Genomic DNA, 26,737 nt, shown 5'->3' with positions numbered 1-26,737 from the left:
CGTACGGCGGCCTGGTCTATCTGTCCACCATCCTCGGTGCCTGGCTGGCGGACCGGCTGCTCGGTCCGGAGCGGATGCTGTTCTACGCAGCCTGCCTGGTGATGCTCGGGCACCTCTCCCTCGCGCTGCTGCCGGGACTGACCGGCGTCGGTGTGGGCCTGGTCTGCATCGCGGTCGGCAGTGGCGGGGTGAAGGCGAACGCCACCTCGCTGGTCGGCACGTTGTACACGCCCGAGGATCCGCGCCGCGACGCCGGTTTCTCGATCTTCTACCTCGGCATCAACCTCGGTGCCCTGCTGGGACCGCTGCTGACCGGCCTGCTGCAGTCGACCCTTGGTTTCCACTGGGGATTCGGCCTGGCCGCGGTCGGGATGGCGATCGGGCTGATCCAGTACTCGATCGGCCGCAAGCGGTTCACCGACGAGGCCCGGGCGGTGGCGAACCCGTTGCCGCGTGATCAGCGCAAGATCGCGATCATCGTCGGTGTCGCCGTCGTGGCAGTGATCGCGATTTTGGCACTGACCGGCGTGCTGCAGGCCGACCGGCTGGCCAACATCGTCGTCGGCGTCACCGTCGTCGCAGCGATCGCGTACTTCGTGATCATCCTGCGCAGCCACCACATCACCGGCCAGGAACGGCACCGGGTGATCGCCTTCATCCCGCTGTTCATCGCCAGCTCGACGTTCTGGGCGCTGTATCAGCAGCAGTTCACCGTGATCACCATCTATTCCGACAAGCAGCTGGACCGGAACCTGTTCGGCTGGGAGATGCCGGTTTCCTGGGTGCAGTCGATCAACCCGATCTTCATCATCATCTTGTCCGGGGTGTTCGCGGCGATCTGGACCAAGCTCGGCGACCGGCAGCCCTCGACGCCGGTGAAGTTCGCCCTGGGCACGGTGATCATGGGCGTCGCGTTCCTGCTGTTCCTGCCGATGGCGAGCACCGAGCCGAACAGCGCCCCGCTGCTCGGGCTGATCGGCGTCTTGTTCGTCTTCACCGTCGCCGAGCTGTTGCTCTCACCGGTCGGCCTGTCCGCGTCGACGAAGCTGGCGCCGAAGGTCTTCCATACCCAGATGGTCGCCTTGTTCTTCCTGTCCGTCGCGCTAGGCACGGCGATGGCCGGTGTGCTGGCCGGCTACTACACCGACCAGGACCAGGTGACGTACTTCAGCCTGCTCGGCGGGGTGGCGATCGTCATCGGCGTGGCGCTGTTCGTGCTGAAGCGGCCGATCGAGCGGCTGATGGAGGGCGTCCGCTGAGGCCCGAGCCAGCCATTGACATGTGACCTTTTGGTCACCTATTGTCGTCGGTGATGGACGACGACCTCGTGTTCAAGGCGTTGGCCGACGGCACCCGCCGACGACTCCTCGACGCGCTGCACGAACGGGACGGGCGCACCCTGCGCGAGCTCGAGGAGGTGGTCGCCGGCCAGAGCGAGATGACCAGGTTCGGGGTGATGAAGCACGTGAAGGTCCTGGTGGAGGCGGGTCTGGTGACCACCCGCAAGAGCGGCCGGAACACGTTGCACCAGCTGAACCCGGTCCCGATCCGGCTGATCCACGACCGCTGGATCTCGCGCTATACCGAGGCCCCGGTTGCGGCGCTCAGCGAGCTGAAGCACCGGCTGGAGTCCCCATGACGGTGGTCGATCGTCGCGCTCCGCACTGTCGCCCCAAATCCCACCTCACTCCCGAGAGGCCCTGCCGATGACCGACGCGCTGGTCTTCGTCACCTACATCAAGGCGACCCCCGAGCAGGTCTGGGACGCCATCACCAGCAACGAGTTCCGCCGGCACTACTTCCACGGCAGCGTCGTGGAGACCAGCTGGGACGTCGGCTCCCAGTACCGCTCGTTCGGTCCCGCCGGCCAGCTCTGGGGCGACAACGAGATCCTGGCGTACGACCCGCCGCGACTGCTGGCCCACACCTGGCGCAGCCTGTACGACCCCGAGCTCGCCGCCGAGCCGTCCAGCCGGGTGACCTGGACCGTCGAGGTCGACGCAGCCCATCCGGAGGTCACCAAGCTGACGGTCGTCCACGACCAGCTGGCCGGCTCGCCGAGAACGGCCGAGAGCGTACGCGGCTGGAGCTTCATCGTGAGCGGGCTCAAGACCCTGCTGGAGACCGGGGAGCCGCTCGAGTGATGACCTTCGACGAGTACGTCGTCGTCCGGCTGGTCCGGCCGCCGAACTGGGCGCCGATGGCGCCGGAGCAGGAGGCCGCGACCCAGGACGCCCACCTCGCGCACCTGGCCGAGCTGCACGACCGGGGGATCCTGCTGGCGGCCGGTCCGGCCGGCGACCCGGCCGGTCACGTCCGCGGCTTCGCCGTCCTGAACTGCGCGGCGGCCGAGGCCGAGGCTCTGATGGCCGAGGATCCGGCGGTCCTGGCCGGCCGTTTCGTCGCCGACTGCGTGGGCTGGAGCGTGCCGGCCGGGGTGCTCGTCGCCGGTCCCGGCACGCTGCCGCGCTCGGTCGCCGACGTGCTCGGCTGACCCGCTCCCCGGCGCCCGCCGACCCGCTTCGCCCCGGGCCCGTCTCCCAGAACAACTTCGCGCGAGTTCCACCCACTTCGCTCGACCCGCTTCACGAGCGAACAGGGTCGAAAGCGCGCGAAGTTGCGGCGCGGGCGCCCGGGGGCCGGCCGTGCGGTGTCGGCGGGGCGAGCCCGCCGGGCTCGGTCAGCTGGCCCGGGCGAGCCCGCCGGGCGCGGGTCGCCCCGGGGCGGGCCGGCCAGGGTCGGGTCAGCGGGTCGTGATCACCAGGGTGTGGTGTCCGGCGCCGGCCCGCGCGGTGAGCTCCAGGCCGCGGTTGGTGGTCCGGACCTGGTAGGACGATGCGGCGTGGCCGTCCAGCCGGACCGAGGCGATCCGGGCGTTCCGGGGCAGCGTGTGGCCGATCGAGATCGTGTCGCCGCCGAGCCGGCGGGTGGTGATCTCGGTCCGGTACACCGTCCCGGCTCGCGACGCCGCGACGTCGACCGATCCCTTGCCGAGCAGGATGTTGCGGCCCGCGACCCGGTTCTGGTCGTCGGGCACCTGCGGCACCACGCTCAACCGGCCCCGACCGAGATCCGGCCGTACGCCGAGCCACTGGTGGACGACCGGCCAGGCCGTGCCGTAGTTGCCCCAGGCCTGCATGAACATCGAGCGGCAGGTCCAGCAGCGGTCGATGTTGGCGCCCTGGTCCGGCGACGGGAAGATCTCCGGCATGGCGCCCGGCTGCTCGTCCGGGGTGCCGCCGGTCGCCGGCTCACCGAACATCGTCTCGGCCAGCGCGTGGGTGTAGCGGCCCTGTTGATCTCGGTCGAGCCGGCCGTAGTTCCCCTCGCCGACCGACTGGATCGACGTGGTCAGCCCGAAGATCACCTTCTCGCCCTGCCCGTTCGCACCGCCGCCACAGCCGGTGTGGAACAGCCCGCGGTTGAGCGGCCGCGAACCGCTGAAGCAGTCGTTCTGGCGACCGGCGAGGGCCGTGGTCCCATGACCTCGCGGGGCCAGGCCGGGCACCGTCTGGCCGTCGACGACGAGCTCGGCGTCCATCGGCGTCTGCCCGATCCAGTGCTTCTGGAACGACTGCGTGTTGTCGTCACTGAGGGAGTCGGCGTACTGGGCTGCGGCGGCGTACCACCAGGTCTTGTCGAAGCGGTTCCGCAGGTCGGTGGCGAGCCCGGTCGCCCACCGGTACGTCGCCCGGTCGCCCTTGGCTTGCGCCATGTCGGCGAGGTCGTACAGGCCGCGGATGAAGTAGACGGTGTTGTCCAGCTTCTCCGGGCCCATCCCGGTCCGCTCGACGTTGCCGAGACCCTCCGGCCAGCCGTCCCCGTCGGCGTCCAGCTTGTTCACCACGTAGTGCAGGTTGCGCTTGGTGAAGTCGTAGTTCGCGTTCAGGAAGGCCCGGTCGCCGGTCCAGCGCCAGACCAGCGCGACCGCACTGGGGAACTTGACCGTCTCGTCGGTGTTGAAGTCATAGCTCGTCGTGCCGTCAGCGTTAGTCGTCCGCGAGTCGTGACCGAAGTAGACCGAGCCGTCCGCGACCACCTCGTGAGTGACCACCCCCGAACGGTCGTTCAGCAGGTCGGAGATCGTTCGGAGCGCGTTCAGGTGCCCCTTGATCGCGTCGAACTGGCCGACCGTGACGGCGGCGAACGAGGTGTACTCGGCATCGGTGCCGAAGATCCACGGATAGTCGGGATAGCCGGCGCCGATCCAGGTCGCCTTGTCGACGGTGCCCAGCGAGGCCGGGAACTGCTTGCCCTGGTTGGTCCAGCGGATCTGCAGGTCGCGGGCCTGCAGGGTCAGATCAGCGAGATTCTGCTTGCCCCAGTCCACGGCCCGCGCGATCGCCGGGTCATCGGGCAGCTGGAGCTGGGTGCGATCCGCCAGCGCCTGCCTGCTGTTCATCTTGACCCGCAGGTCTTTCGCCGGATTCTGCAGCAGCTTGGCCAGCTCCGAGCGCGCCTGCCCGCTGCCCTGATCGGAGCCGGCCACGCCGAGCCAGACGGTCCGCGAGCCGTGCGCGGGCAGCGAGACGTCGTACGTCAGCCGGCCGCCGGTGCCCTTGCCGAACGGGCCGTCGTCGCAGGCCGACGGCTTGGGATCGCTCGGTGCGCCGGTCTCGGTGCCGGTGCAGCGATGACCGGGCTGCGGGCCCCAGTGGCCGTCGCCGACCACGCCGTTGGTCGGGCGGAGCGCGGTGCCGACCGCCGCCGCGTAGTGGTGGGTCGGAGCACCGGGCAGCGCGCCGTCGTCGGTGAAGACCAGCCGCTGACCGTCGAAGCTGCCCTTGTCCGGCAGGTTGTCACTGGCGTTGGGGGTGATCCCGTCGAACCCCCATGGATATTGACCCATCAGCTCGGAGTGTGCGTCGACGGCCAGCGTTGTGGTGCGCGCCTTGCCGGGGTTGCGGATGGTCAGCCCGAACAGCACCCCGCGCCGGCCGTCGGGCGCGACGTCGGTCCGGCTGACCGCCAGCCCGGCGGTGGTCGGCAGGTCGTAGCTGGTGTAGCCCCAGCCGCTGGTGAACTTCGTCGCCGGCCCGATCCACTGCCCGTCCAGGCCGAACCAGACCCCGTCGAGGAGCTTGACCGGCGGCGTCCAGATCCCGCCCATCTCGCCGGTGATGTGCCAGCCGTTGGCGTAGAAGCGACCGTCCTCGAACCCGAGGGAGTACGCCCGGGTGCCGGCGGCGACCTCACGACGGTCGGCGAGCCGGTTCGTCACCGACAACTCGGCGCTGCGGGCCGAGGCGTCCTTGGCCGGTGTCGCGCCTGGTGGCGCGGCCGGCTCTGCCCAGGCCGGACTGACCGCGAGGGCCAGGAATCCGGTGACGGTGGCGGCGACGGCAAGACGTCGGTTCATGGGCCCTCCCGGCTCGGCGGTGAACGCGATCGGTGCCGCCTCGGCGGGCCTCCCCTACCATCCCCGACAAGACAACCCAGCCGTGCTTATCCCGCCGTGATGCCGCTCAAACGCCGTCGGCGCCACCGAACACCGTCACACCACCGAAGACCGTCAGGCGTAGTCCGGCAGCACTGTCTCGGCGAACTCCTGCACCTGGTCCACACCCTCCCCCGGCCAGCCGCAGACCAGGTAGTGGTCCACACCGCCGGCCATCCGCTGCTCGATCTCCCGCCGGATCGCGGGCATCGGCTGGGACAGCGAGAGCGATCCGGCCCGCTTGATGCTGCGCGGATCGCGACCGGCCTCCTCGGCCAGCCGGTCGAGCCGCCGCGACCGCTCGGCGTACTCGGGGCCGCCGGCGTGCCAGACGTCGGCAAAGCGCGCGGCCAGCGGCAGCGTACGTTTCGGGCCGGAGCCGCCGATCCACAGCGGTGGGTGCGGGCGCTGCACCGGCAGCGGACGCAGCCGGGCGTCGTGCAGCGAGACCCGCCTGCCGTCGTAGGACACCACGTCGCCGGTGAACAGCCTGGTGAGGATCTCGAGCGCGTCCTCCAGCAGGTCGAACCGCTCACCCGTTCCTGGGAACGGGATCCCGAACCGGTCGTGCTCGTCCTGCGCCCAGGCAGCGCCGAGCGCCAGCTCGAGCCGCCCGTTGCTGGCGTGGTCGACCGTGACCGCCTCGGCGGCGAACACCGACGGGTGCCGGTAGGTGACGCCGGTCACCAGCAGCCCCAGACGGATCGTCGACGTCATCCCGGCCAGCGCGGCGAGCGTGGTCATGCCCTCGAAGCACTCACCGGGACCCTCGCCGTACATCGGCTGGAAATGGTCGAACCCCCAGGCGCCGTCGAAGCCCAGCGACTCGGCGACCCGGGCCCGCCGGACGACCTCCTCGAAGCTGATCCGCTGCTGCGCGATGTCCAGTCCGAATCTCATCCGCTCACCTTGCCAGCCGATCGGGCGGCGTCGTCGGCCGGTGTGCGGGCGGCCACTCGCGGGCCAGGAACGCGTAGTCCGCCTCGCTGGTCAGCTCGCCCTTGAACCACTCGTTCTCGATCAGCTCCGCCTCCTGACGGAACCCGATCCGCCTCAGCAGCGCCCGCGACGGCTCGTTCCGGGTGTCGACCCGGGCGATCACCCGCCTCGCCCCGATCGGACCGAACGCCAGCTGCAGCAGGGCCCGGACCGCCTCGGTCGCGAAGCCCTGCCCGGTCTGCGCGGCCGCGAAGATGTAGCCCACCTCCAGCGTCTGGTGCTCGACCGAGCGCAGCGCCAGCAGCAGATCGCCGATCAGCGCACCGGTGTCGGCACGGGTCGCGGCCAGCTCCAGCAGGTCACCGTCCTGGCCCAGCCTCGTGCTGGCGACCTTGCGCAGCAGCACGTCCTCGACGGCCTGCCGGTCGCGCGGTGGATACGGCACGTAGCGCACCGCGTCCGGATCCGCGTGGATCGGCAGCAGCTCGTCGACGTCGGTGGCCGCGAATCGGCGCAACAGCAGGCGCTCGGTGCGCACCGGCTCGGTCAGGCGAAACGGCAGATCCACGCGACGATCCTCCACCACCCGTGTCGCCGATCGACCTCGCGTGCTCTCCTCGCACGTGGCAGATCGCCGATCGAGCGAGGGCGCGGTCGATCGGCGACATCGCGCACGTCTGACATCCTCGGATGATGCGCGTCGTCGTGCTCTCCGATACCCATGCCCCGCGATTCTGGAAGCGCTGCCCGGCGGGGCTCGCGAAGCGGCTCGACGGTGCGGATCTGATCCTGCACGCCGGCGACGTGTGCACCGCCGACGTGCTGACCGAGCTGTCGGCGTACGCGCCCGTGCGGGCCGTGCTAGGAAACAACGACGGCCCGGACGTGGCCGCCTGGGGTGCGCCGGAGACGCTGCAGCTGGAGCCAGCGGGGCTCCCGGTCGCGATGATCCACGACTCGGGACCCAAGGACGGGCGGCTCCTCCGGCTGCACCGTCGCTTCCCCGGCGCGGCGCTGGTGGTCTTCGGCCACTCCCACATCCCGCTGGACGTTGCCGACGACCACCGGCTGCGGATCTTCAACCCCGGATCGCCGACGGACAAGCGCCGCCAGCCGTACGGCACCTTCGGCGAGCTGATCATCGACGACGGCCGGCTGGTGTCCGCCGAGATCGTCGAGCTGCGCTGAGGGACGTGCAGCTGGGCGATGTGCAGCTGGGTGATGTGCAGCTGGGCGATGTGCAGCTGGGCGATGTGAAACAGTCGGAGGATGACCCCGCTCACCGAGCTGCTGCGGCGCCATGTCGAGCAGGGCACCATTCCCGGCGCGGTCGCCCTGCTGGGAGCCGACGAGCCCGAGATCGTGTGTCTGGGTGTCGCGGCCCCGGACGGGAGACCCCTGCGGGAGGACTCGATCGTCCGGATCCAGTCGATGACCAAGCTGATCACCGCGATCGCGGCGCTCCGGCTGGTCGAGGCCGGCCGGCTCGAGCTGGATCGCAGCGTCGTCGAGTGGCTGCCCGAGCTGGCCGATCGCCGAGTGCTGAGAACGCCGGCGGCCGAGCTGGACGACACCGTTCCGGCGCAGCGCGAGATCACGCTGCGTCACCTGCTCACCAACACCGCGGGCTGGGGCATGATCCTGAGCCCGTCGCCGCTCCAGGCGGCGATGGCGGCGAACGGAACGGAGGCCGGCCCGGAACCGGTGTCGCCGGGCGCCGACGAGTGGCTGGCCCTGCTGGCCGAGCTGCCGCTGGCGTTCCAGCCCGGCGAGGGCTGGCGCTATCACCACTCGTTCGCGGTGCTCGGGATCCTGCTCTCCCGCGTGGCCGGTCGTCCGCTGGCCGATCATCTGCTCGACGATCTGTTCGGGCCACTCGGGATGAGCGACACCGGCTTCTGGGCGCCGCCGGACAAGCTCGACCGGCTCGCGGCGGCCTACCGGCACGGTGAGCACGGACTGGTCGAGACCGAGCCGGCCGGTGGCAGCTATTACGCCGGCCCGCCGTTCGACGTCAGTCACGGCGAGCTGGTCTCCACCCTCGGCGACTACCGCCGGGTGATCCGGCTGATCCAGCAGGGTGGCAGCTGGAACGGGATCCAGCTGCTCGCCCCCGACCACGTCCGGCTGCTGACCAGCGATCAGGTTCCGGCCGCCGCCAAGCAGCCGGACAGCTTCTTCCCGGGCTTCTGGGACGAGATGGGTTGGGGATTCGGCGTCGGGGTCTCCACCTCGGGCGCGCGACGGGGTCGGTGGGGCTGGTCCGGCGGGCAGGGCACCAACTTCTGGGTCGATCCCGACGGCACGGTCGGGATCTTGCTCACCCAGGTCGAGATCGACGACGACCTGGGACAGCTGTTCGATGCGTTCCAGGCCCTCTATCCCGCGCGGGCGGCGTTCTGACCCGACCGGGCCCGGTCAGGGGTCCTCGGTCAGCTCCCGCGGCACGGCGATCACGTCGACCAGGGCGCCGTTTCGCCAGACGGTGATCTCGACCCGGCGGCCGATCGCGTCGGCCACCATCCGCTGCTGCACGGTCGTGGTGGAGACGACCGGCTGGCCGCCCACCGCGACCAGGATGTCGCCCGATCGCAGGCCGGCGACCTCGGCCGGGCTGCCGGAGACCACCTGAGCAACACGAACGCCACTGCGCCGGCCCAGCTTGGCCCGAACCGCCGGCGGCAACGGGGCCGGTGCACCGGCGATGCCCAGCCAGGCCCGACGCACCCGGCCGCCCGCCATCAGCGCGGCGATGATCTGGTTCGTGGTGGAGTTGATCGGCACCGCCAGCCCGACGCCGACCCCGGCGACGGCGGTGTTCACCCCGACCACCCGACCGTGGCTGTCGGCGAGCGCGCCGCCACTGTTGCCGGGATTGAGCGCGGCGTCGGTCTGGATCACCTCGTCCACCACCCGCCCGCGACGTGTCGGCAGCGACCGGCCCAACCCGGACACGATGCCCGCCGTGACGCTGCCGGCGAGGCCCAGTGGATTGCCGAGCGCCACCACTAGCTGACCGATCCGCAGCCGGCTCGCGTCACCCAGCCGGACCGGCGGCGGAACCGGCCCGCGGGCACGGAGCACCGCCAGGTCGGACAGCTGGTCGCGGCCGACCACGTCCACGTCCTCCTCGGTCCCGTCGACGAACGCCGCCTCGGCCTGGCCGGCGCCCTCCACCACGTGCGCGCTGGTCAGCAGGTAGCCGTCCTCGGTCAGCACGCTCGCGCTGCCGGCGCCCTCGCCGCGCCGGGTCCGCACCCGCAGACTCGCCACGCTCGGCAGCACCTGTTCGGCGACGCCGGTGACGACCCGCGAGTACGCGTCCAGCGCTTCCTGCTCGGTGTCCATGCCAGCCGAACGGCGGGCGATCGCAGCGCGCTTCCCCGTTCCGCTCTGGGCGGACGGGTCGGGTCCTCGCTGCCTGCGGGCGGCCGATCGGCTCCCACGCGGCGTTTCCCGACGGCCGGCCAGGGATCGCTCACGTCCGCGTAAATTCTTGGTCCATGGTTGCCCCCACGAACCTTCCCGCAGGTCTGGACACAGGCGCCACGATCCGCAACCCGCTGTCGAAGGACGTCTATCTGCTCGGAGACCGGCTCGGGAAGGGTGGATTCGGGACCGCCTTCAAGGCATCGCGGCTGGTGGACGGGGAACCGACGGAGGTCGTCTGCCTGAAAGTCACCCGCGATTCCGGCGGCTGGCACGGCGAGGCTTTCCTCGGTGAGTTCCTGCACAACTCCCCGCGAGCCGTTCGGGTCCACGATGCCTTCCCCTTCATCTGGGAGTCGGGGCGGCAACGAAAGCGTCGGACGATTCTGTTCGCTCTTGCCTCAGAACTGATGACGAAGGGCACCGTTGCTGACTGGTGCGCAAGGCCGGACGAGCCGGCCTGGCCGGAAGCACGCGTACGGCGGGAGATCAGACTCCTGCTGGCCACCGTCGACCAGTTGCATGTCAACGGAGTAAGCCATCGCGACATCACGCCCGGGAATGTCTTTCTCGGGCCGAGATCAACACTGAAGCTCGGCGACTTCGGAATTGCCGCGATGGCCCGGCTGCATCGGGGAGTGCGCGCGAATGCGTACAACGCGGCGTTCAAGCCGCCGAACGTCACCGCCTTCTGGACACCTGCCGATGATCTGTATCAGATCGGGCTCCTGGCCATGACCCTGCTCGCCGGGGTCGAGGTGGTCGCGGGTGTGAAGAAGCCAGCGGTGAATGGTCTGACGCCGACCGACCTCGTGCTGCGTGACGTCATCAAGACCGCCATCAGCTCGAACCGCAAGGAGCGCTTTCAAGACGCCGACGAGATGGCACGAGCCCTGAAACACGGCCCGTAGCCGGATCCGGGCCGGAGACTGCGCCGGCGGAGCTGACGTCTAGGCTGCCGGAATGAGCCGGCATGGGCACCAACGCGACGGCAGCCGCTGGTCGCTGTGGTCACGGGGATCGATCCTGTCCATCGGATCGACCGACTCCGTCCTCTCCGCGTTCAGTCTCGGCTCGGTCGGCTCGGTCGCGAGCATCGGTTCGTTCGCGTCGATCGGCTCGATCGGTTCGTCGCTGAGCGCCGGTGCGGTCTTGAGCAACCAGTCCGCCGGCTCCGCGCTGTCCCACGCGTCGACCGGCGCCGCGCTGGCGGCGGGTCGCCGGCGCCCCGCACTGTGGCTGTGCCTGTTCATCGGTGGGGGCAGTGCGGCACTCGTCTGGGCGCTGCGGCGATCGGGGCACTGACCGGGTCGACCACGGGCGCGGGTCCTGACACACTCGTCGAGATGGAACCGGCAGAGTGCAGGCGGCGATTCGCCGCCCGGCCGGTGGCCCGGCTGGCCACGGTCGGTGCCGATGGGCGCCCGCACCTCGTCCCGGTGGTGTTCGCGCTGGTCGGCGACGTCGTCTATACGGCGGTCGACGGCAAGCCGAAGCGCACCCGCCGGCTGCAGCGGCTGGCCAATCTCCGACGAGATCCGCGGTGCGCGCTGCTCGTCGACCACTACGCCGCCGACTGGTCGACGCTGTGGTGGGTACGCGCCGACGGCGTCGCCACGATCGAAGAGGCGCCGACGGCGCCGGACGCGCTGGCGGCGCTCACCGGTCGATATCCGCAGTACGCGGAGCTGGCCGAACCGATCGGACCTCTGATCGCCGTCCGGGTGATCCGCTGGACCGGTTGGGCCGCCGATCCCGGCACCGATAATCCGCCGTCGAGCTGACGGCGCGGACGCGTACTCCTCAGACGGAGGCCCGCTCGACCAGCGGGCAGTCGACCACGGTCACATCGGGTACGTCCTGCCCGGCGAGCCGCGCCAGCAACACCTCCACCGCACGCGCACCCATCTCCTCGAACGGCAGCGCAACCGTGGTCAGCGGCGGGCGCAGATAGGCCGAGATGATCACCTGGTCGTCGAAGCCGACGACCGCCACGTCGTCGGGAATCCGCAGGCCTCGTTCCTTGATCGCGTCGTACGCGCCCATCGCCATCCGGTCGGTGCAGCAGAACAGCGCCGTCGGCGGCCGCGGCAGGTCGAGCAGCCGTACCGCCGCGGACCAGCCGCCGATCGAGTCCGCCGGCGAGTGGGTGATCAGCTCGGGATCCGGCGCGATCCCTTGCTCCGCCAGCGCGCGGGTGTAGCCGGCCAGCCGACCTCGTGCCGCCACCGAGTGGGCCTCGACATTCACCAGACCGATGCGCCGGTGCCCGGCGGACAGCAGCCGGCGGGTGGCCGCGTAGCCGCCCCCCTGCTCGTCCGGGATCACCGCCGGCAGCGCCCCGTCGGGATCGAAGCAGTGCAGCAGCACCGTCGGCACCTCGGCGGCGGCCGGCGGCACGGTGACTGCCTCGTGTGGCCCGGACGCGAAGATCAGACCTTCCACCCGCTGCTCCAGCAGCCGCTCGACGGCGGCCACCTCCAGCTCCTGACGGCCCTCGCTGGCCGCGATCATCAAGAACATCCCGGCACCCCAGGCCCGGTCTTGCGCACCGCGGACGGCGCCCGGGCCGAACGAGCTGGTGACGATCTCGGTGACCATGCCGAGCAGCCCGGAGCGGCGCGCCGCCAGTGCGCGCGCGCCGGCATTCGGCCGGTAGCCCAGCTCGCTCGCGGCCTGCAGGATCCGCTCCCGGGTCTCGTCGGAGATCCGGGCGTCCGGTCGGTCGTTGAGCACGAACGACACGGCCGCACGCGACACCCCCACACGGCGAGCGATGTCCGCCATCCGCACGCCCTGGTCGGTCCGGCGACTCCCGGAGGTATCCGAATCTTTCACACAAGACAGCTTGCCACATGCTGATTACGCGCGTTATCTTGAGGGGCATCCCGCAGCCGTCGCGAGCTCCGCTCGGTGCGGCCCCGACAACGTTGCCAGCTCCCGGCGCGCCCGAGGACGAGGAGGTCCCAACCCATGGTGAGAAGAAGTCTGTTCCGAGCGCGATCGCTTGCGGTCGCCGTTGCCCTGCTGTCGCTGATCCTGCTGCCCGTTGGCCAGCGCACGGCCGCAGCGGCCGGCGATCCGTACCGGCCCGCGTACCACTACACCGCCGCGAAGAACTTCATGAACGACCCGAACGGGCTGATCTATCGCGACGGGGTCTATCACCTGTACTACCAGTACAACCCGTCCGGAACGACCGCCGGGAACGGCTCGTGGGGGCACGCCACCTCGACCGACCTGGTGCACTGGAAGCGCCAGCCGCTGGCGATCTCGACCGACGCGAACGAGGACGTGTGGTCGGGCAGCGTCGTCTACGACAAGACCAACAGCAGCGGGTTCGGGACCAAGCGCAAGCCGGCCATGGTGGCGATCTACACCAGCTACGACAAGGCCACCGGCATCCAGCGCCAGTCCCTCGCCTACAGCCGCGACGACGGCTTCACCTGGACCAAGTACGCGGGCAATCCGGTGATCGACATCGGCTCGCACGACTTCCGCGATCCCAAGGTGTTCTGGGACACCGCACACGGCGGCTGGCGGATGGTGGTGGCCCTGGCCGCGGAGAAGAAGGTCTCGATCTACTCGTCGGCCGACCTGAAGACCTGGAAGCACGAGAGCGACTTCGGACCCGCCGGTGCGGCCAGCGCGGTCTGGGAGTGTCCCGACCTGTTCCCGCTCGCCCTCGACGGCAGGTCCACGCAGCAGCGCTGGGTGCTCTCGGTGAGCGTGTCCGGCAAGACCCAGTACTTCGTCGGGACGTTCGACGGCACGACCTTCTCCTCCCCCGACGCCGACTACGCCGCGCCCGCCGGGACCGTCCTGAACGACTTCGAGGGCGCCGACTACGGCGACTGGACGACCACCGGCACCGCGTTCGGCTCCGGCCCGGTGGCCGACGGTCCGGACGTCACCGGCCGGCACGGCGAGAAGGTGGTCGACAGCTTCGGCGGCAGCGACTCCGCAACCGGCACGCTGACCTCGCCGACGTTCACCGTGTCCAAGCCGTACCTGAACTTCCTGATCGGCGGCGGCAACCACCCCCACGTCGACGGCGGTTCGGACGGGCCCCCGCCCGGCACGACCTTCGCCGACTTCGAGGGCTCGACGTACGGCGACGGCTGGACGGCGACGGGTGATTTCGTCGGCGAAGGTCCGGCCAGTTCCACGCTGCCGGGTCAGCTCGGCAGCAAGGTGCTGGACACCTGCGTGAAGACCTGCGATCCCGCGGTCGGCACGATCAGCTCCCCAGACTTCACCATCGACACGAACTACATCGACCTGCTCGTCGGCGGCGGCAACCACCCGATGTCGGGTACCGACCCGACCGCGGTCAACCTGGTCGTCGACGGTGAGGTCGTGGCCACCGCGACGGGCAAGAACTCCGGCAGCCTCGACTGGGTCGCCTGGGACACCAGCGCGCTGAAGGGCCGGACGGCGCATATCGAGGTCGTCGACCAGCGCACCGCCGACTGGGGTCATCTGATGGTCGACAACATCGTCTTCGCCGACGTCGCGGCCGCGCCCTGGAGCCTGGAGACGACGGCGAACCTGATCGTGGACGGCAAGGTGGTTCGTTCCAGCACCGGGAACAACGGGCCCGGGCTCGACTGGGCGTCCTGGAATCTCACCGATCTCCAGGGCAAGCAGGCGCGGATCCAGCTGGTCGACACGGCGCTCGCCGACTGGGGACACCTGATCGCGGACTACTTCGTGGCCGCCGATCAGCCGGCGCTGAGCTCGGCCCAGCGGGTCCGCTGGATCGACCACGGCAACGACTTCTACGCCGCGGTCACCTTCAACGACCTGCCGCAGGACCAGCGCACGATGATCGGTTGGATGGGCAACTGGGACTACGCCAACTCCACCCCGACCGGCACCTGGCGCGGGCAGCAGTCCATCCCCCGTCGACTCAGCCTGCGCACCGTCGACGGCCGGCCGACCCTGATCTCCACGCCCGTGTCGCTCTCGTCCCTGGTGAAGGCGACCACCCGAGTCCGGGCGACCACGATCACCGCGGGTACGCACCGGATGCCCGTCTCGGGCCGGTCACTACTGATCGAAACCACGCTGCACAAGGGAACGGCCACCGACTTCGGTCTGGACGTACGGGTCGGCGGCGGCCAGCGGGTCCGGATCGGCTACGACACGACCACCGAGGAGTTGTACGTCGATCGCACCCAGGCCGGCCGCTCGGACTTCAGCCCGCTGTTTCCCGCCGTGCACCGGGCCGAGCTGCCGCTCCACCGCGGTGAGCTGGGACTGACGATCGCCGTCGACTCCTCCTCGGTGGAGGTGTTCAGCGCCGACGGCACGGTCAGCATCTCCGACCTGGTCTATCCGGATCCGACCAGCACGGGCGTGGCGCTGTTCGCCGACGGTGGCACCGCGCGACTGGACGGCCTCACCGTGCGTACGCTCGGCGGATCGATCACCGGCTGACGCTCGGAGCTTCGTCGGGAACGGACGCCGCCACCCCCACCGACCTGCTCGTCGCGACCCGGCGAGGGTCCGGCGAGCGTGGTCGGATCGGGTGGCGGCGTCCGTTCCCGTGCGGATCAGGCGGCGGTGGTGTAGGCGTCGCGGCGGCGGTAGCGGCGACGGCGGGCCCGGAACCGCCGGCCCCACTGGCGGAAGGCCTGGAACATCCGGGCAGTCTGCTCGGCACGCTCCTCGACGGCCTCCTGCTCGGCGCCGCGAAAGGCGCCGTAGACGGCGAAGTCGACGTACATGATGGTTTCCTCTGGACAAAGGCGGATGAATCGTGACGGGATGGACGGCCATCGGCCACCCATCGCGCGCGGCAGTGGCCGCGCGGGTGCAGGGCGCGCCGGCTCAGCCGATGAGCCGGACGGCGGGTACCGAATCGAATCGGGCGAGGGCGGTCCCGACCGCCGTAACGATGCGTGACATCGGAGCCTCCTCTCGTGGTCCCGGGTCCGTCACGACCTCCGTGGTCGCCTCTCCACGGTAGGGAACTGCGCTGAGGCGGCGCAACGGATTTGTTCCGGTCCGCGGCCCTGGCCGGTGCTCACCCCAGCCAGGGCTCGAACCCGTCCGTTCCGCCGGTCCAGCCGAGCACGTCGATCTCCTCCGCCCGGGTGATCGGTACGCCCTCGAAGGCCGCCACGATCCGGCGGCGGTCCGCCGGATCGATCCCGGTGATCACCAGCCGCGTCCCGGGCTGCTCTCCGGCCCAGCCGCCGATGGTGCCGATGCTGAGCTGCCCGCCGGACGCGTCCCAGGCGCACGCCACGTCCGGCCGCGAAGCCAGCCAGAAATGCCCCCGGGCCCGGATCCGGCCGCTGCCCAGGGCATCGATCCGGTCCCGCAACCGTCCGGGATGCAGCGGCCGGCTGCTGCTCAGCTCGATCGTCCAGACGTCGGGTCGCCGCGCTGGCCGGTCCTCGCCCGGCCCGTCCGCAGCTGGCCCGGCCTCCCCTGGCCGGTCGACGTGAACGGGCCAGAGCCGCAGCGGGTCGATCCGGTCGCAGGCCAGGTCGTGATCGTGACGCCGAGCGATCAGCCGAGCGCCGGCCCGCTCGGCCCAGCCCAGCCACAGATCGGTCGACGGCGGCAGCACCCGGCGCAGCAGCGACTCCCCGATCGGGTCCGGGTCGCCGATGCCGACCACGACGTCGGCGAACTCCAGCTGTGCCGACAGCGCCTCGCCGACCGCTCGGCGGTCGAGCCGACCCAGAGCCAGGCCGCGCTCGGCCAGCAGGTCGTCGCCGAGCAGGTCCTCCGCCACCCGGCCGCGGTCGACCACGCCGATCACGCCGGCGATCCGCACGCCCGTCAACCGCCCGTCGCGCAGGCCGTGATGCAGCTGATGGGCCAGCGGTGCCGCGGCGGCGGCGACCGGCGGCAGCACGATGACGCCGGTCCACCGTCCCGCACGACTCAGCTGATCGACCGTGGCCACCAGGTCTTCGCGCACCGTGCAGCTCACGCAGTCGTGGTCCAGCGCGATCAGGTCGTCGTAGACCGCGTCGTACGCCGACTCCCGCCAACCCCCGACCCGGCGGCGGACGCACCCGTCGCCCGACGGCGCATAGTCGACCCAGACCGCGTGCGGCAGGTCCACGGCCAGGCCCGCCGTCGCGGTCTCGCGGGAGATGTGGTCGCAGGCGGTCACGATCAGGACCGGCACGGTGGCCGGGTCGTCGCGGTTCTCTCGATTCACGACGCGCACACTAGCCGATAGTGACAATCATTTTCATTAGGGGTAGACCGAGCCCCGACCGCTCGCGCGCAGCTGGAACACGGTGACGCTGACGAACGACCACGCCAGACCGGCCAGGGCGAGCGCGGCGAGCAGCGACGGCAGCCAACTCGGACCGATCCCGGAGGCGCCCAGAGCCAGGCAGAGCAGCAGCGCGACGCTCTGGCTCACCGCGACCACCTTGCGCAGCAGGCTCGGCGCGACCGGCAGGTTCAGTGCAGCGATCCGCAGCGAGCACAGCCAGTAGCCGTACCGGGCCAGCCCGATCGCGAGCACCCACCAGCCGACGCTGCCCTGGGCGACCACGGCGACGCAGAGGATCATGATCATCGCGGCATCGGTCTCCAGGTCGAACCGCGCGCCGAACGCGCTCGCCTCTCCCCTGGCCCTGGCCACCTTCCCGTCCACCCCGTCCAGGGCCAGGCAGCAGGCCGCGATCGCGACCAGCGCGACGACCCCGGCGCCGTCGACGCCGACGACGAGCCAGGTGCAGGTCAGCGCGGCGATCCACGACGTCCCCACCAGCCGGGCCAGGGTGACTCCGTTCGCCCAGCCCAGCCGGGCCGACCGGCGCCGGACGGCGACCATGATCAGACCGAACCCGCCGACCGCCAGCGCCGGCGCCAGCGCGCCGATCGTGGCGAGCCCGGACATGACCAGCGCGCCCACGCCGATCAGCATGACACCGAGGGCCATCGCGAGGGGGGCCCACGGCACGTCGTGCCGGCTGGGTCCGGGATCGCGCGTCCTGGTCACCGAAGCGTCATATCAGATCGCCGGACCGGCGACGATCAGCCGAGCCAGCCGTTGTCCGTGGCGATCCGGACGGCCTCGGCCCGCGAGCCTGCGCCGAGCTTGCCCATCGCGGCGGAGAGATGATTGCGCCCGGTCCCCTCGGAGAGAAAGACAGCGGCGGCGATCGCGGCCGTCGAGCCGCCGCGCGCGGCCGCCGCCAGCACCTCGGTCTCGCGATCGGTCAGCGGCGACGCCCCGATGCTCAGGCTGTCGGCGGCCAGCGTCGGGTCGACCACCCGGAGCCCGGCGTGCACCCGGCGGATCCCGTCGACCAGCCGATCGGCCGGCGAGTCCTTGACCATGAAACCGACCGCGCCGGCCTCCATCGCCCGGCGCAGGTAGCCCGGACGACCGAACGTGGTGAGGATGATGACCCGGATCGCCGGCCGCGCCGCTACGATCCGGGCGGTCGCCTCGATCCCGTCCTTGACCATCCCGTCGCCGGGCATCTGCACGTCCATCAAGATCACGTCCGGCTCGTGCTCCGCGGCCAGCGCGACCGCATCGCCGGAGCCACCGGCGAGTGCCACCACGTCGATGTCGGGCTCCAGCCGGATCAGCGCGGCCAGCGCCTCCCGGATGATGGCCTGGTCGTCGGCGATGATCACCCGGATCGGTACGTCCTCCGCCGGGTTCACCGGACGGGCTCCGCGGCGGGCCTGCCGGCGCTCGACAGCCGCGCGACGATGACGGTGCCGGCGCCCGGCCGGGAGTCGACCTCGAGCAGCCCGCCGGCGGCAGTGACGCGTTCGGACAGCCCTCGCAGCCCGTTGCCACGGCTCCCCCGGGAGCCGGCCCGGCCGGTGCCGTCGTCGGCGATCCGGACCTCGGTCGGGCCCACCGAGATGGTGCACAGGCCGGCCTCGGCGTGCCGGACCACGTTGGTGACCGCCTCCCGCACGACATAGCCGAACAGCTCGCTCACCTCGTCCGACAGCGGCGGCACGGCGGTCGGCACCTGCGCCTCGACGCCGGCTGCGAGCAGCACCGAGCGGGCGCTGGCCAGTTCGGTGGCCAGCCGGACCTCGGTCAGCCCCGACGCCGTGGCGCGGACGTCGGCCAGGGCCTGCCGGGCGATCGTCTCGACCTCCGCGATCTGGACCCGGGCGGCCGCGGGGTCGGCGTCGACCAGTCGCGCGGCCAGCCCGGACTTGATCGAGATCGCGGTCAGCGAGTGGCCGAGGATGTCGTGCAGATCGCGTCCGATCCGCTCCCGCTCGGCGGCAACCGACAGGGTGGAGACGCGTTGCCGGCTGCGTTCGAGCTGGTAGGTGATCCGGCCGCCCTCGATCCCGCCTCCCATCGCCAGCCCGATGCCCATCGACAGCACGGCGATGAACAGCGCGCCGACGTCGCGGCTGACCAGCCAGGTGGCCACCATCAGCGCGCCCCAGGCGACGATCGCGAACCGCGACTGGCGCCAGGGGACGAGGGCCGCGATGACGATGGCGACGTACACCCCCCAGTTCACGAACTGCCAGCCCCAGGCGACCGCACTGACCACGGTCAGCGCGGCGAAGCCGACCACGTAGGACCACCTGGTGAACAGCGAGGTGTCGGCCATCAGGGTGGTCAGCGGGTAGCAGACGAAGATCAGGGCGAGGAAGACGACCCGGCCGACCACGGTCGCGGCAGACACCCCGTCGGCGATGCCCGGCAGGCTCAGGGCGAGGAAGATCAGACCGAAGAAATAGACCCAGACCAGGTTCTGCTTCGCCCGGCGCCAGGTCCACGGTGGGGCGGCCGCGGGTCCGCGATAGGCGCTCGGCGCCGCGTGCGGGTCGTCGCACTCCTCGAACGGCGCCGGGCGGAACAGTCCGTTGAGGAAGGGTCTGCGCGGCATGATCGGTGTCCTGCGGCCGGCTCAGCGCTTGCTGGTGGCCGCAGCTCGACGATAGCCCAGCGCACCCAGCACCGTCAGCCCGACCGACCAGGCGAGCAGCACCCCGACCCCGGCCCAGGGGAAGGTCTCGCCCGGCAGGAACGGATAGCGGCCCAGCTCGGCCAGCCAGTACGTCGGCAGCGCGTGCGCGACCACCTGCATCCCGCTCGGCATCAGCTCGGCCGGGAACCACAGCCCGCCGAGCAGGGACAGCCCGAGCAGCAGCAGGGTGTTCACACCCTGGACCGCCTCGGTCTTGACCCACAACCCGATCACGATGCCCAGCGCGGTCATCGGGATCAGCCCGAGCCAAAGCAGGCCGAGCGAGCCGAGCCACTGGCCGGCGCTCGCCTGCACCCCGCCGAGCAGGGCCCCGGCGGCGAAGACCAGAGCCAGCGCTGGCAGCACCAGCATCATGATCACCGCCGCCCGGGACCACAGGAACACCCGGCCGGGCAGCGTGGTGATCATCAGCTGCCGGAACCAGCCGGAGCGGCGCTCGACCGCCAGCTGCGCGCCGCCGCTCATCGCCGCGCCGAGACTGCCGTAGGCCGCCATCGACACCATGATCATCTTGCTCGCGATCCCGGTCGGGTCGTCGGGCTGGTTGCCGTAGAGCGAGGAGAAGACCAGATACAGCGACACCGGCATGATCACGGTGAAGATCACGAAGCTGAAGTTCTTGATCGTCAGCAGCGCGGTGTGGCTCGCGTAGTGCACCGCGGACGCGGCGACGCCGCGGCGCCGCGCGGCCGGGGCCGCGGTCGAGGAGGTGCTGGGCACGGTAGCGGTGGTCATCGGTACTCCTCGCGATCAGCTGCGTCGTGATCATCGCTCTCGTGATCGACGTTGTGGTGATCATCGTTGTGGTGATCATCGTTGTGGTGATCATCGTTGTGGTGATCATCGTTGTGGTGATCATCGTTGTGGTGATCGATGTTCTGGGCCGAGGTGAGGGAGAGGAAGGCGTCTTCGAGCTTGGCCGAGGCGACCTCGATGTCCCGCGCCGCGGGGAAGGCGGCCAGCAGCGCCCGCAGGGTGTGGTCGGAGTCGGTGCTGTGCAGCTGGAGCCTGGCGCCGATCCGTTCCACCCCGGCGACTCCGGGCAACCCGGCCAGCTCCGTCGGGTTCGGTCCTCCCCCACCAATCGAGTCCTCGGCCAGGCTGATCGTCCGACCGGCGACCCGGGACCGGATCTCGGCACCGGTGCCGTCGGCGACGATCCGGCCCTGCGCCAGCACCACGATCCGCTCGGCGACCTGATCGGCCTCCTCGAGATAGTGGGTGGCGAACAGCACGGTCCGGCCGGCCGCGGTGAAGTCGCGCATCGACCGCCAGAACGCACGCCGTACCTCAACGTCCATGCCGACGGTCGGCTCGTCCAGGATCAGCAGCTCCGGATCCGGCAGCAGGGCGAGCGCATACCGCAGCCGCTGCGCCTGGCCGCCGGACAGCTTGTCGGTCTTGGTCTTCAGGAAGTCCCCGAGATCGGCCCGCGCGATCACGTCGTCGACGGGCAGCGGGTGCGCGTGCAGGCCGCGCATCAGCCGGATCACGTCGATCACCCGGGCGTCCGACAGCAGCGCACCCGCCTGGAGCATGGCGCCGACCCGGCCGGCGCGGACCGCCGCCTGCGGCGCCAGACCGAACACCTCGGCCGAGCCCGCGTCCGGCGACACCAGGCCGAGGATCATCTCGTTGACCGTGGACTTGCCGGCGCCGTTCGGCCCGAGGACGGCCACGATCTCGCCGCTGCCGATGCTCAGGTCGACGCCGCGCACGGCCCGGACCCGGCCGTACGTCTTGGTCAGGCCGCGCAGCCGCACGGCCGGCCGAACGGGGGCCGCGGCGGTGGCACCGCGGACGCCGGCGGGAGCGCGGTCGGAGGCGCGGGCGGCCCGGGGCGGCACGAGGTCGAAGGCGGTCATACGTCGAGTGTGGGTGCTGGGCCCGGTCACTCGCTCGGCCCGCGGTCACGGATGCGGGGTGACAGATGTCAGGGGTGCGGCGATCTCGTCCGGCGTCGACGCCGGGGTGCGGGCGCGGTACCAGGCCCAGATCGCGACGAGCTGGACCAGGCTGAGCGCCAGGTCGAACGGCAGGCGCCAGTTCCACCCCCACGACGGCGCGAAGTGATAGACGGCGATGTCGAGCGAGACACCCGAGTCGTTGCCCTGCAAGAACAGGTCGGCCATCAGGTTGTGGGCGGCGTGCAGCACGATCGGCACCAGCAGGGTGCGCGAGGCCAGGTAGGCGCAGCCGAGCACGAGCCCCGCGAAGACATGCCCGACCAGCATGAAGTCGACACCCTTGAAGACGACGTGGCTGAGGCTGAACAGCACCGACGAGCCGATCAGCGCGAATCCGACGCCGTACCGGTCCAGCAGCAGCCTGAGCACGTAGCCGCGACTGGTGATCTCCTCGTGGATCACGCCGAGCGCGCCGACGATCCCGACCAGCAGCACCGGGAGCGCCGGAGCGGTGACGGTGACGGAGCGGATTCCGGCCGCGGAGAGAGCGGCGACGTACCCCGCGCCGGCCGCGAGGATCAGCACGACCATGCCGGCACTGAACGCGGCGTCACGACGGCAGAACCCGAAGCGGAACTCGTCGATGGCCACGCCACCGATCCGATCGGCGTAGATCAGCACCAGTGCCGATACGACGGCCGCCACCGCGAGATCACCGGCGGCTCGGACCAGGTAGTCGTCGTACAGGCCGCCGGCCAGACCGGCCAGCCAGAACGCGCCGAAGACGAGTCCGACCCCGAGCACGAAGACGATCTCCACCCCGACCACCCGGGCGATCACGACCAGGTGCCTCATGCCGGCTGCTCCGTGGCGTGCGGGGCGGTCGACACCCGGCTGACCAGCACCGTCGCCGGCAGCGCGACCAGCCAGAACAGCTCCGCGGCCAGGCTGCTGCCGAGCACGGCGATAGGGATCGAGACCGCGAACACCACCGGCACCACCGTGGACTGCACGAGCACATAGCGGAAAAGCTCTCTCGAGACCGCCGGTGAGGTCAGACCCCGGCTCCAGGCCCAGCACCACAGCAGCACCAGGGATCCACCGAGCGCCGCGATCGCGGCGGCGTACACCGAAACGGCGAGCGGGTCGTCGCCGGACCGAGCGATCAGCGCCGTCGGGAGCGGCAGCGACGCCACCATCAGCAAGACGAGCAGGTTCAGCCTCGGCAGCATCGGGTCGAATCGCTCGATCACCGCGAGCTTGCGGTGGTGTGCCAGCCACGCGGTGCCGAGTACCGCGAAGCTGAGCAAGAACGCCAGGTAGCTGGGGACCAACGCGATCAGCGCCGTGCCCAGCCCGTCGCCCTCGACCTCCGGCACGTGCAGCTCGAGCACGAGCAGGGTCATCGCGATGGCGAAGACCGCGTCGCTGAAGAACGCTATCCGCTCGGTCGACGAACCGCTGGCGATCAGCGTCAAGAAGCGGGATCGAGTGCCGGTCATGGGCCGGAGCCTTTCTGGAGATGCGGGGGTGATCGAGGAACCTGCGACACGAGCCTGGCGCGTCGGCGGCGGGGCGGCATCCGCCCGGAGTCGGGGCGAGCCGCCGGGCGGCCTCCACCCACGGGTGGAGGCTCGCCCCCTCGATCCGCAGCAAGGAGGATGCCTGGGCAGGAAGGACATGCCTAGGGTTGGGCCATGAGCCTGCCCGGAACCGAGGCCGAGCCGGCCGAGCTGGCCGAGCCATGGCCACGCGACGACCGGTCGCGAGTGATCATCCGTCGGGCCGCGCTGCTCGTCTGGGCGGGCCTGTCGGTGGCCTGCCTGCTGATCGGCTCGACCTCGCCGGCCGGCGTCACGCCGCTGCTGGTCGCGCTGCTCGCCGCCGCGACGGCGCTCTGGTGCGGCGCCCTCTTCCTGTCCGAGTCGCGCCGGGCTCTGCGGACCACCGCCCTGATCATGTTCGGGGTGCTCGGTGCGGTCCTGGACCTGCTCCAGCCACGTGGTCCGGGTTTCGTCGCCGGATTCATGGCCGTCGCCGGCCTGAGCCTGCTGCTCCCGATCAGATCGGCAGCGCTGGCCGCCGTTGCCGTTTTCCTCGCTCTCGCCTACGCCGAGGCACGCGCCAGCGAGACGCCCTGGACGGCGGTGCTGAACATCGGGCTGGGGCTGGCGTTCATGGCGGCCGCGGCGGCATTCGCGTCCGCCAACCGGGGTGCGCGCGAACGAGCCCAGCTCCTTCTCGAGCAACAGCGCTCGATCGCCGCGGCGCTCGAACGCGAGGCGGTGCTCACCGAGCGGACCCGGTTGGCCCGTGAGCTGCACGACGTGCTCGCTCACACGTTGTCCGGGCTGTCCCTGCACCTGGAGGCGGCCCGGTTGCTGGCCGAGCGAACCGACACCGACACGCGCGTGCGAGAGCAGATCGACGTGGCCAGCCGCTACGCGCGCAACGGCGTGGCGGAGGGCAAGCGGGCGATCGCCGCGCTCCGCGGCGAACCGACGGCGGGCATCGACGACGTACCCGGTCTCGTTGCCCAGTTCCGGCAGGACGCGGGGATCCCGGCCGCGCTGGAGCAGGTGGGCCCGGCCGGCACGCTCGACGTGCACGCATCGCTGGCGGTGTATCGCATCGTGCAGGAGTCGCTCAGCAACGTCCGCAAGCACGCCCCGCGCAGCTCGTCGGTCCAGGTCACCCTGAGCTGGGACGCGGACGGGATCCGGGTGGAGGTCGTCAATCACGACCCGTCCGGTGCTTCGGAGGCTCGCCGAGGGTCCGGCGCCGGATCGTACGGCCTCACCGGGCTCGGCGAACGCGTCACCGCGCTCGGTGGCACCTTCGAGGCCGGTCCCGTCGCCGACGGGTTCTCCGTGTCGGCGAGGATGGCGTCCAGATCGGATCCGGTGCACGACGATGACCACTGACGCCGCCCCGAGCGAGATCACCGTGCTGATCGCGGACGACCAGAAGATCGTCCGCGACGGCCTCGCCGTGCTCGTCGGGCTGATGCCGGGTCTGCGCGTGGTCGGCACCGCGCTGGACGGCGCGGATGCGGTTCGGCAAGCGGCGACGCTCCGTCCGTCCGTGGTGCTGATGGACCTCAACATGCCCAACACCGACGGCGTGGTCGCGACGGGAGAGATCACCGCCACCGTCGCCGGGGTGCGGGTGGTCGCGCTCACCACCTACGACGACGATCGCTGGGTGCACGACGCGCTCCGCGCGGGTGCCCGCGGCTATCTGACCAAGGACGCATCGGCCGAGGAGATCGAGAGCGCGATCAGATCCGTGGTGGCCGGCGACGCCCACCTCGATCCGAGCGTGCAACGACGGCTGCTGGAACGATTCGTGGCGACGCCGGAGCCGCTCGCCGGCCCGCCAGGCGCGGCGCCGATCGCGCTGACCGCCCGCGAGAGCGACGTCCTCCGCCTCGTCGCCGAGGGTCGCTCCAACGCCGAGATCGCGGCCGAGCTGTTCGTCGGCGATGCCACGGTGAAGACCCACGTCGGTCATCTGCTGGCGAAGACCGGCGCGCGCGATCGCGCCCAGCTCGTGGTGTACGCCTTCCGGCACGGCGTGGTGAGCTGAGCGAGCGTGGCGGCGGTCGAGGACGGGCCCGCCGCGCCATAGGGTAGGGCCTGATGAGCATGCTTCCCGGCGTGGCCGCCGGTCACCCGACGACCGCCCGAGCGGGTGCGGAGATCCTGCACGCGGGCGGGTCCGCCGCCGACGCGGCGGTCGCCATGATGCTGGTCAGCTGCGCGGCGGAGACGATCTTCACCGGCCTGAGCGGCGGCGGTTTCGCGATCTACTACGACGCCGCCAGCCGGCAGGCAACCTGCCTGAACTTCTTCGTCCAGATCCCCGGTACGACCGGCCGGGCGCGCGGCGACGGGGTGCCGATCGAGGTGATCTTCGTCGGCCAGCAGGTGCCGTACGACATCGGCCCGTCGACGGTCGCGGTCCCGGGCGTCCCGGCCGGGGCCAAGCGCATCTGGGAACGCTGGGGACGGCTGGCCTGGGCGGACGTGGTCGCGCCGGGCCTGGCGGCGTCGTACGGCACGCCGTTCTCCCAGGCTCATGCCGACCTGCTGCCGCTGGTCTCCCAGGCGATGCACGTCGGCGACGGGGACTGGGTCTATCGCCGCCCCGACGGCGCGTTCCTGCAGGCCGGGGACGTACTCGTGCACGAGGACCAGCACCTGGCCTACCGGCTGCTGGCCCAAGACCCGGACGCCTTCTACCACGGCGCGTTCGCCCACGCGATGGTCGAGGCGGTGGCCGACGGCGGCGCCCTGGACCTGGCCGACTTGGAGACCTACGAGGTGGTCGAGTCCGAGCCCCGGGTGGTTTCCTGGCGCGGCACTCAGGTGGCGGCCCGCGGCGACGATCTGGACGACCTGCTGGGCACGCTCGCTGAGGTCCGGTCCGGGGGCACCGACGTCCGCTCCGATCCCGACCTCGCCCGCTCGCTGGTCACCGCCCTGCGCGCCCCGGACCGCCGGGCCGAGACGACGAACTGCGTTGCGGTCGATGCCGACGGCAACGCCTGCGCGATCACCACCACGCTCGGCCTGGGATCCGGGGTCTGGGTGCCGGGCTACGGCGTCCACCTCAACTCCATGCTCGGCGAGGGCGAGCTGATCCGCGGCGAGCTCGTCCCCGGCCAGCGGATGGGCTCGATGATGTCGCCGCTGCTGGTGTTCGCCGACGGCGAGCCGGTGATCGTCGCCGGCGCGGCCGGTGGCAGCCGGATCCGGCCCGCGCTGATCCAGTGCCTGCTCGGCATGGTCGGCGGCCTGCCGCCGCAGCAGGCGATCGACGCGCCCCGGCTGAATGCGGTGCCCGGCCTGGTCCGGCTCGAGCCGGGCTTTTCCGAGGCCGTTGTCGGCGCGCTCCGGCAGCAGGGTGACGAGGTGGCGATCGCCGACACGCTGGCGCCGTACTTCGGCGGTGTCTCGGCGATCAGCACCCTCGGTGGCGGGGCGGACGTCCGGCGGGGCGGCACGGTCATCGTGGTGTAGGCGTTGGCTGCGCCGCCGTGTTTCCGCGTCTGCGGC

At 71.1% G+C, this 26,737-nt stretch carries 27 protein-coding genes; 13 read left to right on the top strand and 14 right to left on the bottom strand.

Annotated elements, in window-relative coordinates:
• From ABD747_RS10835 to ABD747_RS10820, 4 genes are all read left to right on the top strand, one after another.
• On the top strand, positions 1–1,259 hold a 1,259-nt coding region (locus tag ABD747_RS10835), incomplete at its 5' end, for a peptide MFS transporter (protein ID WP_344804292.1).
• Between the two features lie 53 nt (positions 1,260–1,312).
• Complete coding sequence (locus ABD747_RS10830) at positions 1,313–1,639, top strand: ArsR/SmtB family transcription factor (RefSeq protein WP_344804290.1); 327 nt, start codon at positions 1,313–1,315, stop codon at positions 1,637–1,639.
• 67 nt (positions 1,640–1,706) lie between these two features.
• Positions 1,707–2,144 carry an SRPBCC family protein gene (locus ABD747_RS10825; RefSeq protein WP_344804288.1) on the top strand — a complete coding sequence of 146 codons (438 nt, stop codon included), beginning with the start codon at positions 1,707–1,709 and terminating at the stop codon, positions 2,142–2,144.
• The gene (locus ABD747_RS10820) at positions 2,144–2,494 is read left to right on the top strand and encodes a YciI family protein (protein WP_344804286.1); all 351 of its coding nucleotides are present in this window, start codon (positions 2,144–2,146) and stop codon (positions 2,492–2,494) included. The genes ABD747_RS10825 and ABD747_RS10820 overlap by 1 nt, the downstream gene beginning before the upstream one ends.
• Positions 2,495–2,743: 249 nt before the next feature.
• On the opposite strand, the gene ABD747_RS10815 is transcribed toward ABD747_RS10820, so the two are convergent.
• The 3 genes from ABD747_RS10815 to ABD747_RS10805 all read right to left on the bottom strand — a co-directional run bounded on the left by ABD747_RS10815 (position 2,744) and on the right by ABD747_RS10805 (position 6,944).
• Positions 2,744–5,359, bottom strand: a complete 2,616-nt coding sequence (locus tag ABD747_RS10815) for a glucosidase family protein (protein WP_344804284.1) — start codon at positions 5,357–5,359, stop codon at positions 2,744–2,746.
• A gap of 153 nt (positions 5,360–5,512) precedes the next feature.
• Entirely contained in the window at positions 5,513–6,337 is an 825-nt protein-coding gene (locus ABD747_RS10810; RefSeq protein WP_344804282.1) for an LLM class flavin-dependent oxidoreductase, read from the bottom strand.
• 4 nt (positions 6,338–6,341) lie between these two features.
• Positions 6,342–6,944 (bottom strand): GNAT family N-acetyltransferase, encoded by a 603-nt coding sequence (locus ABD747_RS10805; protein WP_344804280.1) that lies wholly within the window; start codon positions 6,942–6,944, stop codon positions 6,342–6,344.
• A gap of 122 nt (positions 6,945–7,066) precedes the next feature.
• On the opposite strand from ABD747_RS10805, the gene ABD747_RS10800 reads away from it, so the two are divergent.
• Positions 7,067–7,564: a metallophosphoesterase family protein gene (locus tag ABD747_RS10800; RefSeq protein WP_344804278.1), complete on the top strand. Its 498-nt coding sequence runs from the start codon at positions 7,067–7,069 to the stop codon at positions 7,562–7,564.
• An 81-nt stretch (positions 7,565–7,645) separates the two neighbouring features.
• The gene (locus ABD747_RS10795) at positions 7,646–8,779 is read left to right on the top strand and encodes a serine hydrolase domain-containing protein (protein WP_344804276.1); all 1,134 of its coding nucleotides are present in this window, start codon (positions 7,646–7,648) and stop codon (positions 8,777–8,779) included.
• 15 nt (positions 8,780–8,794) lie between these two features.
• Here the strand turns inward: ABD747_RS10795 and ABD747_RS10790 are convergent, their stop codons facing one another.
• Positions 8,795–9,724, bottom strand: coding sequence for a S1C family serine protease (locus ABD747_RS10790; protein WP_344804274.1), 930 nt, complete (start codon positions 9,722–9,724; stop codon positions 8,795–8,797).
• Positions 9,725–9,879: 155 nt separating this feature from the next.
• Between ABD747_RS10790 and ABD747_RS10785 the strand changes: the two genes are divergently transcribed.
• The 3 genes from ABD747_RS10785 to ABD747_RS10775 are packed head-to-tail and all read left to right on the top strand — an operon-like array spanning position 9,880 to position 11,589.
• On the top strand, positions 9,880–10,716 hold the full coding sequence (locus ABD747_RS10785; RefSeq protein WP_344804272.1) for a serine/threonine protein kinase: 837 nt from the start codon (positions 9,880–9,882) through the stop codon (positions 10,714–10,716).
• A 52-nt stretch (positions 10,717–10,768) separates the two neighbouring features.
• Complete coding sequence (locus ABD747_RS10780) at positions 10,769–11,110, top strand: hypothetical protein (RefSeq protein ID WP_344804270.1); 342 nt, start codon at positions 10,769–10,771, stop codon at positions 11,108–11,110.
• A 41-nt stretch (positions 11,111–11,151) separates the two neighbouring features.
• Complete coding sequence (locus ABD747_RS10775) at positions 11,152–11,589, top strand: TIGR03668 family PPOX class F420-dependent oxidoreductase (protein WP_344804268.1); 438 nt, start codon at positions 11,152–11,154, stop codon at positions 11,587–11,589.
• Positions 11,590–11,608: 19 nt separating this feature from the next.
• Here ABD747_RS10775 and ABD747_RS10770 read toward each other — a convergent pair whose 3' ends face one another.
• Positions 11,609–12,592: a LacI family DNA-binding transcriptional regulator gene (locus ABD747_RS10770; RefSeq protein ID WP_344804266.1), complete on the bottom strand. Its 984-nt coding sequence runs from the start codon at positions 12,590–12,592 to the stop codon at positions 11,609–11,611.
• A 186-nt stretch (positions 12,593–12,778) separates the two neighbouring features.
• Here ABD747_RS10770 and ABD747_RS10765 point away from each other — a divergent pair, with 186 nt between their 5' ends.
• Positions 12,779–15,247: a GH32 C-terminal domain-containing protein gene (locus ABD747_RS10765; protein ID WP_344804264.1), complete on the top strand. Its 2,469-nt coding sequence runs from the start codon at positions 12,779–12,781 to the stop codon at positions 15,245–15,247.
• Positions 15,248–15,363: 116 nt separating this feature from the next.
• On the opposite strand, the gene ABD747_RS10760 is transcribed toward ABD747_RS10765, so the two are convergent.
• From ABD747_RS10760 to ABD747_RS10720, 9 genes are all read right to left on the bottom strand, one after another.
• The gene (locus tag ABD747_RS10760) at positions 15,364–15,537 is read right to left on the bottom strand and encodes a hypothetical protein (protein ID WP_344804262.1); all 174 of its coding nucleotides are present in this window, start codon (positions 15,535–15,537) and stop codon (positions 15,364–15,366) included.
• Positions 15,538–15,836: 299 nt separating this feature from the next.
• A complete protein-coding gene (locus ABD747_RS10755; protein ID WP_344804260.1) occupies positions 15,837–16,991 on the bottom strand; it encodes a GTP-binding protein in 1,155 nt (384 codons plus the stop codon).
• A 36-nt stretch (positions 16,992–17,027) separates the two neighbouring features.
• Positions 17,028–17,786 (bottom strand): CDP-alcohol phosphatidyltransferase family protein, encoded by a 759-nt coding sequence (locus tag ABD747_RS10750; RefSeq protein WP_344804258.1) that lies wholly within the window; start codon positions 17,784–17,786, stop codon positions 17,028–17,030.
• A 35-nt stretch (positions 17,787–17,821) separates the two neighbouring features.
• On the bottom strand, positions 17,822–18,463 hold the full coding sequence (locus tag ABD747_RS10745; protein WP_344804256.1) for a response regulator transcription factor: 642 nt from the start codon (positions 18,461–18,463) through the stop codon (positions 17,822–17,824).
• Positions 18,460–19,668, bottom strand: coding sequence for a sensor histidine kinase (locus ABD747_RS10740; protein WP_344804254.1), 1,209 nt, complete (start codon positions 19,666–19,668; stop codon positions 18,460–18,462). The genes ABD747_RS10745 and ABD747_RS10740 overlap by 4 nt, the downstream gene beginning before the upstream one ends.
• Before the next feature lie 21 nt (positions 19,669–19,689).
• Complete coding sequence (locus ABD747_RS10735; RefSeq protein WP_344804251.1) at positions 19,690–20,505, bottom strand: ABC transporter permease; 816 nt, start codon at positions 20,503–20,505, stop codon at positions 19,690–19,692.
• Entirely contained in the window at positions 20,502–21,635 is a 1,134-nt protein-coding gene (locus tag ABD747_RS10730; protein ID WP_344804250.1) for an ABC transporter ATP-binding protein, read from the bottom strand. Before ABD747_RS10730 ends, ABD747_RS10735 begins: the two co-directional genes overlap by 4 nt.
• A gap of 45 nt (positions 21,636–21,680) precedes the next feature.
• Positions 21,681–22,532, bottom strand: a complete 852-nt coding sequence (locus ABD747_RS10725) for a CPBP family intramembrane glutamic endopeptidase (protein ID WP_344804249.1) — start codon at positions 22,530–22,532, stop codon at positions 21,681–21,683.
• Positions 22,529–23,179: a TMEM175 family protein gene (locus ABD747_RS10720; protein WP_344804247.1), complete on the bottom strand. Its 651-nt coding sequence runs from the start codon at positions 23,177–23,179 to the stop codon at positions 22,529–22,531. Before ABD747_RS10720 ends, ABD747_RS10725 begins: the two co-directional genes overlap by 4 nt.
• Positions 23,180–23,374: 195 nt before the next feature.
• On the opposite strand from ABD747_RS10720, the gene ABD747_RS10715 reads away from it, so the two are divergent.
• From ABD747_RS10715 to ABD747_RS10705, 3 genes are read left to right on the top strand one after another with little or no spacing between them, the layout of a single operon-like run.
• Positions 23,375–24,601 carry a sensor histidine kinase gene (locus ABD747_RS10715; protein ID WP_344804245.1) on the top strand — a complete coding sequence of 409 codons (1,227 nt, stop codon included), beginning with the start codon at positions 23,375–23,377 and terminating at the stop codon, positions 24,599–24,601.
• On the top strand, positions 24,591–25,265 hold the full coding sequence (locus ABD747_RS10710; protein ID WP_344804243.1) for a response regulator transcription factor: 675 nt from the start codon (positions 24,591–24,593) through the stop codon (positions 25,263–25,265). The genes ABD747_RS10715 and ABD747_RS10710 overlap by 11 nt, the downstream gene beginning before the upstream one ends.
• Positions 25,266–25,318: 53 nt before the next feature.
• Positions 25,319–26,701 carry a gamma-glutamyltransferase gene (locus ABD747_RS10705; RefSeq protein ID WP_344804241.1) on the top strand — a complete coding sequence of 461 codons (1,383 nt, stop codon included), beginning with the start codon at positions 25,319–25,321 and terminating at the stop codon, positions 26,699–26,701.
• The last annotated feature ends 36 nt before the right edge of the window (positions 26,702–26,737 follow it).

The sequence above is a fragment of the Microlunatus ginsengisoli genome (genome assembly GCF_039537205.1).
Lineage (GTDB): Bacteria > Actinomycetota > Actinomycetes > Propionibacteriales > Propionibacteriaceae > Microlunatus > Microlunatus ginsengisoli.
Note: the sequence above shows the minus strand (reverse complement) of the source record. Positions and strands in the feature narration are given on the sequence as shown.